This is a genomic window from Citrobacter sp. JUb117 (assembly GCF_024809055.1).
Classification (GTDB): Bacteria; Pseudomonadota; Gammaproteobacteria; order Enterobacterales; family Enterobacteriaceae; genus Citrobacter; species Citrobacter gillenii.
Map to the genome: position 1 here is coordinate 39,208 of NZ_JANUFB010000008.1, position 13,373 is coordinate 52,580.

A 13,373-nucleotide genomic window follows, 5' to 3' on the forward strand; every position below is an offset into this window, starting at 1 on the left:
TTGTTTTGCATGCCCGGTAAGCGCATGCGCCACCGGGCACTTATGTTAAGACGATTTACGTACGCGCAAATACCATTCGCACAGTAAACGCACCTGTTTACGCGTGTAGCCTTTTTCCATCATGCGGTCGACAAAATCGTCGTGCTTTTTCTGCTCGTCAGTTGAGGTTTTAGCGTTAAACGAAATGACCGGCAGCAACTCCTCGGTGTTGGAGAACATTTTCTTCTCAATAACCGTGCGCAGTTTTTCGTAACTGGTCCAGTTTGGATTACGACCGCTGTTATTCGCTCTGGCGCGCAGAACAAAGTTGACGATCTCATTACGGAAATCTTTCGGGTTGCTGATACCCGCCGGTTTTTCAATTTTTTCCAGTTCTGAATTCAGCGACTCGCGGTCAAACAGCTGACCGGTATCCGGGTCACGGTATTCCTGATCCTGGATCCAAAAATCCGCATAGGTGACATAACGGTCAAAAATGTTCTGTCCATACTCGGAGTAGGATTCCAGATAGGCGGTCTGGATCTCTTTGCCAATAAATTCAGCGTATTTCGGGATCAGATAACCTTTCAGGAACTCGAGATAACGTTCGGACTGCTCCTGCGGGAACTGCTCGCGCTCAATTTGCTGCTCCAGAACATAGAACAGGTGCACCGGGTTGGCTGCCACTTCTACATGGTCAAAGTTAAACACGCGGGAGAGGATCTTAAACGCGAAGCGCGTTGACAGACCGTTCATCCCCTCATCGACTCCGGCGTAATCCCGGTACTCCTGATAGGATTTCGCTTTCGGATCGGTGTCTTTCAGGCTCTCGCCATCGTAAACGCGCATCTTCGAGTAGATGCTCGAGTTTTCTGGCTCTTTCAGGCGAGAAAGAATGGTAAAGCGAGACAGCGTTTCCAGCGTACCCGGTGCGCACGGCGCGTGGGTCAATTCACTGTGATTAAGCAATTTCTCGTAGATCTTGATCTCTTCGGAAATGCGTAAGCAATACGGAACCTTCACGATGTATACGCGGTCAAGGAAGGCTTCGTTATTTTTGTTGTTACGGAACGTCACCCATTCAGATTCGTTTGAGTGGGCAAGAATGATGCCGTTAAACGGCAGGGCAGAAATACCTTCTGTCCCGTTGTAGTTACCTTCCTGCGTTGCGGTCAGCAGAGGATGTAGCACTTTAATCGGTGCTTTAAACATCTCCACGAACTCCATAATCCCCTGGTTAGCCCGGCACAGTGCGCCGGAATAGCCGTAGGCATCCGGATCGTTCTGGGCGTGGTGTTCGAGTTTACGAATATCCACTTTGCCGACCAGCGCGGAAATGTCCTGGTTGTTCTCATCACCCGGTTCCGTTTTGGCGATAGCGATTTGTTCCAGAATAGACGGCCACACTTTAACCACGCGGAATTTGGTGATGTCTCCACCAAAATCATGCAGACGCTTCGCGGCCCATGGCGACATAATGGTGCCAAGATAGCGACGTGGGATCCCGTACTCTTTCTCCAGGATTTGTGCATCTTCCTGCGGATTAAACAGGCATAACGGGTGATCGTTAACCGGGCTGCGTTCACCGTTGGCGCTCAGGACATAAATCGGTACCCTCTGCATCAGCGACTTCAGTCGCTCAGCAAGAGAGGATTTTCCTCCCCCTACAGGCCCCAGCAGATACAGGATCTGCTTCTTCTCTTCCAGCCCCTGCGCCGCGTGCTTCAGATAGGAGACAATCTGTTCAATCGCGTCTTCCATGCCGTAAAACTCTTCAAACGCGGGATAACGTGCAATAACCCGGTTAGAGAAGAGTCGAGAAAGTCGAGGTTCATGGGCAGTATCGACCATGACAGGCTCACCAATAGCCATTAATAGCCGCTCTGCCGCGTTGGCATAAGCACTGCGATCTTGCCGACAAGTGGTAAGAAACTCCTGCAGCGTGAACTCTTCGTCCTTGGCAGCTTCATAACGCTGGCGATAGTGATCGAATATATTCATGGTATGCCGTCCTTTCGTTTTTTAGCACATGTTAAGAGCCGTTCATATGAATAGTAGAGGCCCCTGAAGAGGTAAACTGAACGACGTCGCTGCTGGAAAAATAAGCAACTCTCATGCCATTTTGATGGTCAGAAGATCAACGTATTCGGTGATACACCTTCTAAAATTAAGCGTAGATGGCATTTGCAAAACTTGCCTGCGCGCGCAAACGAATTTCAATGGCATATCAATAACTCATCGGCAAAAAATAGACATCTTATGTAAAGAAATAGGACGGAATTCATGCCTTGTTCATCGGACTGCAAGTAAAATGTCATCACTCGCTGAGAAATTAGAGGGTTACATAACGAGATGAATACGTAAAATAGTTGGGCTGTCACGCAATGACGGTTACACTTTGGGTGCTTTACATTTGAATAAGGAATTATGGACTGTGACCAAACTCAAACTTCTGGCACTTGGCGTGCTTATTGCCACTTCTTCCAGCGTAGCACAAGCAGAAAGCGACCTGTCGCTGGGCGCGGGCGTTGGTGTGGTTGAGAACGCTTATAAACAATACGATAACGACGTTTACCCGGTACCTGTAGTGACCTATGACAGTGAGAACTTCTGGTTCCGTGGGCTGGGGGGCGGTTACTACCTGTGGAATGACAATTCCGATAAGTTGTCTGTCATGGCTTACTGGTCACCGATGTACTTTAAGCCGGGCGACAGCGATAACAGTCAATTGCGTCGACTGGATAAACGTAAGAGCACCATGATGGCCGGTCTGTCTTACGTCCACAATACGCAATACGGCTTCCTGCGCACCAGCCTTGCGGGAGACGCGCTGGACAACAGTAATGGTATCGTCTGGGATCTGGCGTGGTTATATCGTTACACTAACGGTGGCCTGACGCTGACGCCGGGGATCGGTGTCGAGTGGAACAGCGAAAACCAAAACGAATACTATTATGGTGTATCGCATCATGAATCCTCTCGCAGCGGCCTGCGTAGCTACGATCCAAATAGCAGCTGGAGCCCGTACCTGGAGCTGAGCGCAAATTATAACTTCATCGGCAACTGGAGTGCATACGCGACGGCGCGTTATACCCACCTGTCTGATGAAGTGACCGACAGTCCGATGGTAGACAAATCCTGGACGGGTCTGATCTCTACGGGTATTACCTACAAGTTCTGATAGCTGACCATTCTGAACAGAAGCCCGCATTACAGCGGGCTTTTTTGTGTCTGCTGGCAGGCCGGGCCACAAATAGCCCAAACGATGATGGTGCAATTTGTGCACCATTACAGGACACATGCGCACTGTTTTGCTTTACTGTGGTGCAAAATACAGGAGAGTGCGATGACAGATAAACAGGTGATGTTTACCGGGCAGGCCACGCTTCCTGCTATCGGGCAGGGGACGTGGTATATGGGTGAAAACGCCCATTGCCGGGGAGCTGAAGTGGCGGCGCTGCGTGCTGGACTGGATCTGGGTTTGCGCCTTATTGATACTGCAGAAATGTACGCTGATGGTGCAGCGGAAGAGATTGTCGGTGAGGCGTTATTGGGGCGACGCGATGACGCTTTTCTGGTATCAAAAGTTTATCCCTGGAATGCTGGAGGCCAGAAAGCCATCGCGGCCTGCGAAGCAAGCCTGCGGCGACTGAAGACCGATTATCTGGATCTCTACTTACTGCATTGGACGGGTAATTTTTCATTTGCAGAGACGGTTGAGGCGATGGAAAGGTTGATCGCGCAAGGGAAAATCCGCCGCTGGGGCGTTTCTAACCTCGACTTTGAAGACATGCAGGCGCTATGGCAGGTTACTGGTGGACAGCAGTGTGCCACGAATCAGGTGCTGTATCATCTGGCGTCACGCGGCATTGAGTTTGATTTGCTGCCATGGTGTCAGCAACGGCAGATACCGGTCATGGCCTACAGCCCGTTGGCCCAGGCGGGGCGTTTACGCAGTGATTTGCTCACTAATCCGGTGGTGAGTGAGATTGCGCACGCGCACAAGGCCAGCGCCGCGCAGATTTTATTGGCGTGGGTTATTCGACAACCGGGGGTGATAGCCATTCCGAAGGCGGCAAATGTCGCACACGTTGAGCAGAATGCCGCAGCGCTAAATATGACGCTTTCTGACGAGGAGTTGATGTTGTTAGACTCGGCTTTTCCAGCCCCAGCAGCTAAAACACCGCTAGATATGGCCTGATAAAACGCCAGTTGCCATCAGGCAACTGGCAAAATCTTAGCGCTTAGCAACACGAATTGTTTGTGCCAGGCGAGAAGGCTTCTCAGCGGTGGTTTTCTGCGGCGCGGTCGCGTAAGCGGTTTCTACGCAGACAAATGTTTTGTACCCGTCGTCTGGCATGTCACCCATGCTGACAGACAGGGCCGGCCCTGGGTTCCAGCCGACAACGTTCAGATGGTGATGGTGTACGACGTCGATGTTGCGGTTCAGTGAATCGTCATGGATGACGCTGCACGCTTCCGGGTTCAGGTACACGCGGTCGGTGCGGTCCGGGAACGTCTGGATACCGTCAGCCAGGACATCTTCTTTCGCATCGTTAACTTTATCGATCAGACGGTCACCAAGGCCACTCACTTTCACCGCTGCAATGTCACCGACGTTAAAATAGGTGTGCAGCGCGGAGGTGGTTTCAAATTCACCGTGGGCTTCCAGTTCTATTTCACAAGTAGCACCCACTTTGAAACGCGCTAACAGCGTAAACTCATGCGGCCAAAGCTGACGCGTTTCAGCACTGCTTTGCAGTTCAAACGTCAGAACCACACCGCTATCATCTTCGTTGTGCGCTTTCAGCGTCCACGGCAGATTACGGGCAAAACCGTGCGAGGGAAGCCCTGGCTGTGCCGCCGGGCCAAACCATGGCCAGCAAATAGGGACGCCACCACGCAGCGCTACGCCCGTTTTAAACGGCGTATTGTTGCTTAACCACAGGACCTCATCTTCGCCGGTCGGTTTCCATGACAGAAGATGCGCACCCTGTAGGGCGAAAGAGGCTTTAACCTGCGGGTGATCGACCACCACGACCTCCAGTTCATCCAACTGACGACGGGAGAGGACAGGGGAAATTTGTTCGATTATCGGAAGTGCAAAAATTTTATTAATCATTACGCAATCCTGTTTACCCTAAATAATTCGAGTTGCAGGACAAAACGGTTAACCGTTTTGAACAGCGCTTGCTGCAGCCAACACACCTGTAACTTGAAGTATGACGGGTTTATCTTTGAGCAAAAAAAAGAGCGACCTGAGTCGCTCTTACAGATTACCGTTTCATCTCAACTTATTTGGAGATGTGAGCAATCAGATCCAGAACTTTGTTTGAGTAGCCGGTTTCGTTGTCGTACCAGGATACCAGTTTCACGAAGTTGTCGTTCAGTGCGATACCTGCTTTAGCATCGAACACGGAAGTGCAAACTTCACCGTTGAAATCGGTAGATACAACGTCGTCTTCGGTGTAACCCAGAACGCCTTTCATTGGGCCTTCGGAAGCAGCTTTGATTGCTTTCTTAATTTCTTCGTAAGAAGCAGCTTTTTCCAGACGAACGGTCAGGTCAACAACGGATACGTTCGGAGTAGGAACGCGGAACGCCATACCAGTCAGTTTGCCATTCAGTTCTGGCAGTACTTTACCTACTGCTTTAGCAGCACCGGTAGAGGACGGGATGATGTTCTGTGCTGCGCCACGACCGCCGCGCCAGTCTTTGTGAGACGGGCCATCAACGGTTTTCTGAGTCGCGGTGGTCGCGTGAACGGTAGTCATCAGACCTTCGATAATACCGAAGTTGTCGTTGATAACTTTAGCCAGCGGAGCCAGGCAGTTAGTGGTGCAGGAAGCGTTAGAAACGATGTCCTGACCTTCGTATTTGTCAAAGTTAGCGCCTTTAACAAACATCGGAGTGTTGTCTTTGGACGGGCCAGTCAGAACCACTTTTTTCGCGCCAGCAGTGATGTGCTTACGAGCGGTTTCGTCTGTCAGGAACAGGCCAGTAGCTTCAGCAACTACGTCAACACCAACTTCGTCCCATTTCAGGTTAGCCGGATCACGTTCAGCGGTAACACGGATTTTTTTACCGTTTACGATCAGATGACCGTCTTTCACTTCAACGGTACCGTTGAAACGGCCGTGAGTGGAGTCATATTTCAGCATGTAAGCCATGTAGTCAGCGTCTAACAGGTCGTTGATTGCAACGATCTCGATGTCAGAACGTTCTTGAGCAGCACGGAAAACAATGCGACCGATACGGCCAAAACCGTTGATACCTACTTTGATAGTCATATATTCCACCAGCTATTTGTTAGTGAATAAAAGGTTGCCTGTAAAATTACAAAAACCTTACGCAGCGTCAAGCGGAATCGTGTCAATCATTGCGACAAATCAATCTGCTGCCTAAGCTTTGCGCAACTGACTCGCCTCACTCTTCCTTTGGGCTTGAAACCACATGGGGGCGGCGGCCCGAATTTTAAAGGGCAATCAAGATAAAAACGTGATTGCTATCACGATTTATAGGCTGCCATTTCGCAATGATCAAGTTTAGAACAAAAGTTCGCCCTGCGGTGTTAATGTTTTGTTAGAATCTGTCTCGCAATGTGAGTTTAGATAAAGCGAGATGTGAGCAAATGGCTAATCAACCTTCTCCAGAAGACCTAAAGAAAAATTTATCCGAAATGCAGTTCTACGTGACACAAAATCATGGGACAGAACCGCCATTTACCGGGCGTTTGCTGCATAACAAGCGGGACGGTGTTTACCACTGCCTGATCTGTGACAAACCGCTGTTTCGTTCTGATACAAAATATGATTCTGGCTGCGGCTGGCCTAGCTTTTATGAGCCTGTCAGTGAAGAGGCGATTCGTTACATTAAGGATACGTCACATGGCATGCAGCGCATTGAAATTCGTTGCGGCAACTGTGATGCGCACCTGGGACATGTCTTCCCGGATGGTCCAAAACCTACCGGTGAACGCTACTGCGTCAACTCAGCGTCTTTGAACTTTACCGACGATGAAAACGGTGAGCAGATTAAAGGCTGAAGAAACGATTCAGCAAATTATTCTACGGGAGTGGGTTTAAGATGAATCTTGATGAGATGATTAACAGCATGACGCCGGAAGTTTATCAGCGCTTATCGACGGCCGTTGAGCTGGGAAAATGGCCGGATGGCGTCGCGCTGACGGCAGAACAAAAAGAGAACAGCATGCAACTGGTGATGTTATGGCAGGCGCGTAACAATATCGATGCGCAGCATATGACTATCGACACCAACGGTGAGATGGTCATGAAGAGTAAGCAGCAGCTGAAAGTTGAATTTGGGATAACGCCTGAGCCGATTGCGACGTTCAAATCCTGATTGTGGAAACAACATGAATTCGCAGGTCCGGCACGGCTTACCGTAACGGACCTGCAAAGTCTTACTTCTTGTTCATCATCGCCTTAAGGTCGGCAAACGGGTTGTATTTCGCCTCGCCGACGTCTTTCTGCGCATCTTCGCCCGCTACCACGGTAGAACCATACTGATCCACTTCGGTGTATTTCGAGTGCTCATGATCGTGGCAATACAGGCATAACATCTCCCAGTTACTGCCATCTTCCGGGTTATTTGAATGGTCATGATCGATATGGTGTACTGTCAGCTCGCGCAGGTTGGAATACACGAACTCGCGCGAACAGCGCCCGCAGACCCAGGGGAACAGTTTAAGCGCCTTTTCCCGGTATCCGACTTCCAGACGGGCGTAATTTTTAGGGATAAAAGCCATAAAACCTCGTGCTCCTGTAGAATATGAAAAGCTGCGCCAACGTCAGGCGCAGCAGATGGTGATAATCATAACCTATTGTGCACGACGTGGGGATCAGAGTTTATTAGTGACCATGTGTAGGCCGGATAAGCTATTTTCACTGCCATCCGGCAATAAACTTAACGCTGAGTTTCTTCCCAGTCTGCCAGCGTATACAGCGTTGCACCCGCAGCGGCCATTTCCATAAACGCCTGCGTGCTGTCCTGAGGCTGAATATTCACCCCTCGACAACCGTCGGTAATGACGTTCACCGTATAGCCCAGTTCCAGTGCATCGAGGACGGTAAACTTCACGCAGTAGTCGGTTGCCAGCCCCATGATGATGAGGTCGGTAATACGCTGTTGCACAAGCCACGCATTCAGTTCTGTTGCCTGACGGCGACCGTTATCAAAAAATGCGCTGTAGCTGTCAACCTGCGGGTTTTCGCCCTTATAGAACGTCTTATCAATGCCGCGCTGATTCAGCAGAGGGTGCAGGGCCGCTCCCTGCGAGTTCTGTACACAGTGATCCGGCCAGAATGTCTGCGCCAGGCCATCCAGTTGTCCCTGCGTGTAAGGGGCGACCTGATGCTGGCTGGCAAAGCTGCCGTGATTAGCCGGATGCCAGTCCAGACTGGAAACAACCTTCTCACCGCGCAGCGAACACCAGTCAATCAGGCGATTGGCGACATCCACGGTGCTATCACCTTCTGGAACGGCAAGTGCGCCTCCGGCACAAAAATCGTTTTGTAAATCAACCAGCAGTAATGCTCGTGCCATCGTCACTCCTCCTTCAATCATCTGGCGTCAGCTCACCGCGCAGGTTTTGCGTCATCGCGTCACGGATGGCCTGCGTGTCCAGACCCTGGCTCAGCAAATAATGCAGCTTGGTCAGTGTTGCTTCAACGGTCATATCCGCACCGCCAATCACGCCCGCATGTGCCAGCGCATTCCCCGTCGCATAACCGCCCATGTTGACCTTGCCGGACATGCACTGCGTGAGGTTAATGACCACAATACCGCGTGAGCTGGCATCCTCAAGCTCCTTCAGGAACTCTTTATTCTGCGGGGCATTGCCCACGCCGTAAGAACGCAGAATTAACGCTTTGACTGGCTGGCGCAGGAAGTTACGCACCACGTCTGCGGAAATTCCAGGATAAATCGTGACCACGCCAATCGGCTGCGGGGTGATAGGGTGCACAATCAGCTCGCCCGCACCGTGCGGCGCGGGCGGGGTGCCCAAACGACGGATGTGGATCCCGGCTTCCAGTAAAGGTGCAAGGTTAGGTGAAGCGAAGGCGTCAAAACCGTCGGCGTGCGCTTTGGTAGTGCGATTACCACGATACAGTCGGTTATTGAAGAACAGAGTGACTTCATTGATCGGATAATTGGCCGCAACGTACAACGCATTCAGCAAATTGATTTGTCCGTCTGAACGTAGCTCAGCCAGCGGGATTTGTGACCCTGTCACAATAACCGGCTTGCCCAGATTCTCCAGCATAAACGACAGCGCCGAGGCGGTGAACGCCATGGTGTCGGTGCCGTGCAGGATCACAAAACCGTCGTATTCGTCGTAGTGAGCTTTAATATCTTCCGCAATATGCTGCCAGTCTTCTGGCGTCATATCGGAGGAATCCATCAGCGGGACATATTCGTGAATGGTGAAGTCTGGCATCTCAGGGCGGTGGAATTCAGGCATCAATGCCAGTTGACGCTGAAGATGGCCGGAAACCGGAATGTAACCTTGTTCTGAGCGCTGCATACCGATGGTACCGCCGGTATAGGCAACGTAAATCGATTTCTTCTGCATGACTTTTCTTCTGTCTCAAAGAAAAACCCCTCTTCATCACGAAGAGGGGTCAAGAGTTAGCGGACGTTGGCGCAGGTCAGGCAGAACGCATAACGGTTCTGCGGGTCGTTAAACGCGGCCAGCTTATCACTTTCGGTTTTTACCACGCTTGCCGCAGAGGCCAGTGGTGCCGGGAGCATGGCCTGAATGGCTTCTGGTAGCATAGCGCGAACGGAACCAGACATGCTGTCCATGACCATATCAACGAACGTGGGCTCGTCCTGATAATACTCAATGTGCCATTGTTTCAGTTTCGCCAGTTCTGCCGCTTTTGCTACAGCGTCGTCGAAATCGCCGAGACTGTCGACCAGACCATTCGCTTTTGCATCCTGACCGGTCCAGACGTGGCCCTGGGCGATTTTATCAATCTGCTCTGGCGTTGTCTTACGTGCATCCGCGACCAGCGTGATGAAGCGCTTATAGCCGTACTCGATGCTCAGTTGCATCATCTGCTGCACTTCCGGCGGTAACGCTTTGGTGACGGAAATATCGGCCAGCGGCGAGGTCGCCACGCCGTCGGTATGTACACCAATGGAATCGAGGCTGTTTTCAACGGTGTTGATCACGCCAAAGATGCCGATGGAGCCGGTCAGGGTGCTGGGGTTCGCCACAATGTAGTTTGCCGGGGTTGAGATCCAGTAACCGCCGGAGGCCGCCATGCCGCCCATGGAAACCACCACCGGTTTACCCGCCGCTTTTGCTGCAGCCAGCTCAGCGCGGATCACTTCCGAGGCGCTGACGCTGCCGCCTGGACTGTTAACGCGCAGGACAATGGCTTTTACCTTCGGATCGAGACGCGCTTCACGGATTTGTGCCGCAGTGGTGTCGCCGCCGACGTTCCCCGGTGTTTCTTCTCCGTCCATGATCGCGCCATTGGCGAAGACTACGCCAATGCTGTCACCGGTATCCGCCGGGGTTTTTAGCGTGTAATCGTAATAGCTGACGGCACTGTAGTTCTTCTCTGTTTTGCTCCAGCCAAATTGTTTAGTCAGCAGTTTTTCCACTTCAGCGCTGGAGGCGAGAGCATCGACCAGTTTATTGTCGAGGGCGTACTTCGCGGTGTCGCCACCCACTTTCGTCAGGCCGTCAAGCATCGCTTGTGCGCCCGGGAACACTTGCTGCGCCGGGATCTGGCGGTTAGCGGCAACGGTATCGAGATAGTTCTGCCACAGCTCGCCAATCCAGCGACTGTCGGCTTCACGTGCGGCCGGGGACATATCGTCGCGAATAAACGGCTCGACGGCGGACTTATAGGTACCGACGCGGAAAACGTGGGTGGAGACTTTTAGTTTATCCAGCAGAGACTTGTAATACAGACCGTTGGTCGCAAAGCCGTGCAGGTCAACCGAACCCTGCGGGGAGAGCCAAATTTTATTGGCAAAGCTTGCGAGGTAATACTGTCCCTGGCTGAAGTTATCGCCCACGGCAAATACCGGTTTTCCACTGTCGCGGAATTCGCGCAGTGCTTTGCCGATATACTGCATGGACGGCTGATCGGCCCCGGCAAAGTTTTTTAAATCCATCACGATGCCGGTGATGTTACGATCGTCTTTTGCCTGGCGAATGGTGTTAACGATATCGAACAGTGAGTTTTCTTGCAGGCGATCGGAACTGGCGCCAAACAGCTGACGTCCGATGACGCTTAAGCGGCTGGTGCTCGAGGGCTTATCGACAATAACGCCGGAGATATCGAGCAGCAGTGCGCCACGCTCCGCGTGTTCGCTGGAGGTGCTACTGCTGACCTGCATCCAGATCCCCACGCCCACCAGGACCAAAAAGATAAAGAACAGGTTCAGTACACATTCGCGGACGAAATTCAGTATTCGCCACGTCCATTTAAAAATTCCGGCAATAAAACGCCACAGGGTTCGCATGTATTCTCCCTACCGATGAACAACACGCCCCCCGTTTTACCGGAGAAGGCGTTAAGATGTGGCTATCGTAATGACCCGGCAGGCAATTGTCAGCAGGAATCACCGCCGGCGCTGTAACAAAATCCGCTCACGTGTTAATTTTGTGAACAAATTTCATTGTTGGAGTTAAGCAAATGGATGCACTCGAATTACTTCTTACCCGCCGTAGCGCCTCTCGTCTTGTTGAACCCGCTCCCGTGGGTGAGCAACTGCAAAATATCCTGCGGGCGGGGATGCGCGCACCGGATCACAAATCGCTGCAGCCGTGGCGTTTCTTTGTGATTGAAGGTGCAGGGCGTGAGCGTTTTAGCGCCGTGCTCGAAAAAGGGGCTATTGCCGCAGAGGGCGACGAAAAGGCTGTCGAAAAAGCGCGTGCTGCGCCGTTTCGTGCCCCGCTGATTATTGCGGTGGTGGCGAAATGTGAAGAAAGTGACAAGGTTCCACTGTGGGAACAGGAAATGTCAGCGGGTTGTGCGGTAATGGCCATGCAAATGGCGGCGATTGCGCAAGGCTTTGGCGGGATCTGGCGCAGCGGTGCATTAACCGAAAGTGCAGTGGTGCGCGAGGCATTTGACTGTCGTGCGCAGGATAAAATTGTCGGCTTCCTCTATCTGGGCACGCCACAGCTTAAAGCATCCACCACGATTAACCCTGCCGATCCGAGCGCATTCGTCCAGTATTTCTGATTTCAGCGGCTAAACTGTCTGGATTATGAGCAAAGACACCCGAATTCAGACAGTCACTCTTACCACATCATGGAATGAGCGCTACCATAGCCCGATTGCAATGACAGGAGATGTCCATGAGCGAGCACGCTATTCGTTTAACGCAATACAGCCACGGAGCCGGTTGCGGTTGTAAAATTTCCCCCAAAGTGCTGGAAACCATCCTGCACAGCGAGCAGGCGAAATTTGTTGATCCGAATTTACTCGTGGGGAATGAAACCCGCGACGACGCGGCCGTGTACGATCTGGGTAATGGCACCAGCGTTATCAGCACCACCGATTTCTTTATGCCGATAGTCGATAATCCGTTTGATTTTGGCCGCATCGCCGCGACCAACGCCATCAGCGATATCTTCGCGATGGGTGGCAAACCGATTATGGCTATCGCGATTCTGGGCTGGCCGCTCGATAAGCTGGCACCGGAAGTCGCCCGTGAAGTGACCGAAGGCGGGCGTTTCGCCTGTCGCCAGGCCGGCATTGCGCTGGCGGGTGGTCACTCTATTGATGCCCCAGAGCCGATTTTTGGTCTTGCCGTGACGGGCGTGGTCCCTACCGAGCGCGTGAAGAAAAACAGCACCGCAGAAGCGGGATGCAAGCTGTTCCTCACCAAGCCGCTAGGCATTGGCGTGTTGACCACCGCCGAGAAAAAATCGCTGCTTAAGCCTGAGCATGTTGGGCTGGCGACGGAAGTGATGTGCCGCATGAATATTGCGGGCGCAGCGTTTGCGGACATTGAAGGCGTGAAAGCCATGACCGACGTGACCGGTTTTGGCCTGCTGGGACACCTGAGCGAAATGTGTCAGGGCGCGGGCGTTCAGGCGCAAATCGTTTACCAGGATATTCCAAAACTGCCTGGTGTTGAAGAGTACATCGCGCAGGGCGCAGTGCCGGGCGGCACGCAGCGGAACTTTGCCAGCTACGGGCATCTGATGGGTGAGATGCCGCAGGCGGTACGAGACCTGCTGTGCGATCCGCAAACCTCCGGCGGCCTGCTGCTGGCGGTAACACCGGAATCTGAGGCTGAAGTGAAAGCGGTTGCCGCGCAGTTTGGCATTGATCTCACCGCGATTGGTGAGCTGGTTGAAGCACGTGGCGGTCGCGCCATGGTTGAGATCCGTTAAT

The 13,373-nt window shown here is 52.2% G+C and carries 13 protein-coding genes; 6 read left to right on the forward strand and 7 right to left on the reverse strand.

The window, feature by feature from the left end; translation table 11 throughout:
* Positions 1 to 45 precede the first annotated feature (45 nt).
* Positions 46 to 1,980 (reverse strand): protein kinase YeaG, encoded by a 1,935-nt coding sequence (yeaG, locus tag M2374_RS17900; RefSeq protein ID WP_096757315.1) that lies wholly within the window; start codon positions 1,978 to 1,980, stop codon positions 46 to 48.
* A 433-nt stretch (positions 1,981 to 2,413) separates the two neighbouring features.
* Between yeaG and M2374_RS17905 the strand changes: the two genes are divergently transcribed.
* Both M2374_RS17905 and M2374_RS17910 read left to right on the forward strand, forming a co-directional pair.
* Positions 2,414 to 3,160: a MipA/OmpV family protein gene (locus tag M2374_RS17905; RefSeq protein WP_181688209.1), complete on the forward strand. Its 747-nt coding sequence runs from the start codon at positions 2,414 to 2,416 to the stop codon at positions 3,158 to 3,160.
* 165 nt (positions 3,161 to 3,325) lie between these two features.
* Positions 3,326 to 4,180 (forward strand): aldo/keto reductase, encoded by an 855-nt coding sequence (locus tag M2374_RS17910; protein ID WP_181688208.1) that lies wholly within the window; start codon positions 3,326 to 3,328, stop codon positions 4,178 to 4,180.
* Between the two features lie 36 nt (positions 4,181 to 4,216).
* Here the strand turns inward: M2374_RS17910 and M2374_RS17915 are convergent, their stop codons facing one another.
* Positions 4,217 to 5,101 (reverse strand): D-hexose-6-phosphate mutarotase, encoded by an 885-nt coding sequence (locus tag M2374_RS17915; RefSeq protein ID WP_181505902.1) that lies wholly within the window; start codon positions 5,099 to 5,101, stop codon positions 4,217 to 4,219.
* Between the two features lie 172 nt (positions 5,102 to 5,273).
* Complete coding sequence (gapA, locus tag M2374_RS17920) at positions 5,274 to 6,269, reverse strand: glyceraldehyde-3-phosphate dehydrogenase (RefSeq protein ID WP_096757311.1); 996 nt, start codon at positions 6,267 to 6,269, stop codon at positions 5,274 to 5,276.
* Between the two features lie 341 nt (positions 6,270 to 6,610).
* Here gapA and msrB point away from each other — a divergent pair, with 341 nt between their 5' ends.
* Together msrB and M2374_RS17930 are read left to right on the forward strand one after the other, a co-directional pair.
* Positions 6,611 to 7,024, forward strand: coding sequence for a peptide-methionine (R)-S-oxide reductase MsrB (gene msrB / locus M2374_RS17925; RefSeq protein ID WP_168246963.1), 414 nt, complete (start codon positions 6,611 to 6,613; stop codon positions 7,022 to 7,024).
* Between the two features lie 41 nt (positions 7,025 to 7,065).
* Positions 7,066 to 7,341, forward strand: a complete 276-nt coding sequence (locus M2374_RS17930) for a YeaC family protein (RefSeq protein WP_115258693.1) — start codon at positions 7,066 to 7,068, stop codon at positions 7,339 to 7,341.
* A gap of 61 nt (positions 7,342 to 7,402) precedes the next feature.
* Here the strand turns inward: M2374_RS17930 and yajD are convergent, their stop codons facing one another.
* From yajD to sppA, 4 genes are all read right to left on the reverse strand, one after another.
* Positions 7,403 to 7,747 (reverse strand): HNH nuclease YajD, encoded by a 345-nt coding sequence (gene yajD / locus M2374_RS17935; RefSeq protein WP_003030690.1) that lies wholly within the window; start codon positions 7,745 to 7,747, stop codon positions 7,403 to 7,405.
* Between the two features lie 158 nt (positions 7,748 to 7,905).
* The gene (gene pncA, locus M2374_RS17940) at positions 7,906 to 8,544 is read right to left on the reverse strand and encodes a bifunctional nicotinamidase/pyrazinamidase (RefSeq protein WP_181517254.1); all 639 of its coding nucleotides are present in this window, start codon (positions 8,542 to 8,544) and stop codon (positions 7,906 to 7,908) included.
* Between the two features lie 13 nt (positions 8,545 to 8,557).
* Positions 8,558 to 9,574 carry an asparaginase gene (gene ansA, locus M2374_RS17945; protein ID WP_096757298.1) on the reverse strand — a complete coding sequence of 339 codons (1,017 nt, stop codon included), beginning with the start codon at positions 9,572 to 9,574 and terminating at the stop codon, positions 8,558 to 8,560.
* A 56-nt stretch (positions 9,575 to 9,630) separates the two neighbouring features.
* Positions 9,631 to 11,487, reverse strand: coding sequence for a signal peptide peptidase SppA (gene sppA, locus M2374_RS17950; protein ID WP_181688207.1), 1,857 nt, complete (start codon positions 11,485 to 11,487; stop codon positions 9,631 to 9,633).
* 173 nt (positions 11,488 to 11,660) lie between these two features.
* On the opposite strand from sppA, the gene M2374_RS17955 reads away from it, so the two are divergent.
* Positions 11,661 to 12,212: an NAD(P)H nitroreductase gene (locus M2374_RS17955; RefSeq protein WP_153880414.1), complete on the forward strand. Its 552-nt coding sequence runs from the start codon at positions 11,661 to 11,663 to the stop codon at positions 12,210 to 12,212.
* A gap of 116 nt (positions 12,213 to 12,328) precedes the next feature.
* Positions 12,329 to 13,372, forward strand: coding sequence for a selenide, water dikinase SelD (gene selD, locus M2374_RS17960; RefSeq protein ID WP_115258691.1), 1,044 nt, complete (start codon positions 12,329 to 12,331; stop codon positions 13,370 to 13,372).
* Position 13,373 lies beyond the last annotated feature (1 nt).

What these genes read in the sequence shown, in the direction of transcription:
- yeaG (WP_096757315.1), bottom strand. Translation starts at nt 1,980, where the DNA reads ATGAATATATTCGATCACTATCGCCAGCGTTATGAAGCTGCCAAGGAC.
- M2374_RS17910 (WP_181688208.1), top strand. Translation starts at nt 3,326, where the DNA reads ATGACAGATAAACAGGTGATGTTTACCGGGCAGGCCACGCTTCCTGCT.
- M2374_RS17915 (WP_181505902.1), bottom strand. Translation starts at nt 5,101, where the DNA reads ATGATTAATAAAATTTTTGCACTTCCGATAATCGAACAAATTTCCCCT.
- gapA (WP_096757311.1), bottom strand. Translation starts at nt 6,269, where the DNA reads ATGACTATCAAAGTAGGTATCAACGGTTTTGGCCGTATCGGTCGCATT.
- msrB (WP_168246963.1), top strand. Translation starts at nt 6,611, where the DNA reads ATGGCTAATCAACCTTCTCCAGAAGACCTAAAGAAAAATTTATCCGAA.
- M2374_RS17930 (WP_115258693.1), top strand. Translation starts at nt 7,066, where the DNA reads ATGAATCTTGATGAGATGATTAACAGCATGACGCCGGAAGTTTATCAG.
- yajD (WP_003030690.1), bottom strand. Translation starts at nt 7,747, where the DNA reads ATGGCTTTTATCCCTAAAAATTACGCCCGTCTGGAAGTCGGATACCGG.
- pncA (WP_181517254.1), bottom strand. Translation starts at nt 8,544, where the DNA reads ATGGCACGAGCATTACTGCTGGTTGATTTACAAAACGATTTTTGTGCC.
- ansA (WP_096757298.1), bottom strand. Translation starts at nt 9,574, where the DNA reads ATGCAGAAGAAATCGATTTACGTTGCCTATACCGGCGGTACCATCGGT.
- sppA (WP_181688207.1), bottom strand. Translation starts at nt 11,487, where the DNA reads ATGCGAACCCTGTGGCGTTTTATTGCCGGAATTTTTAAATGGACGTGG.
- M2374_RS17955 (WP_153880414.1), top strand. Translation starts at nt 11,661, where the DNA reads ATGGATGCACTCGAATTACTTCTTACCCGCCGTAGCGCCTCTCGTCTT.
- selD (WP_115258691.1), top strand. Translation starts at nt 12,329, where the DNA reads ATGAGCGAGCACGCTATTCGTTTAACGCAATACAGCCACGGAGCCGGT.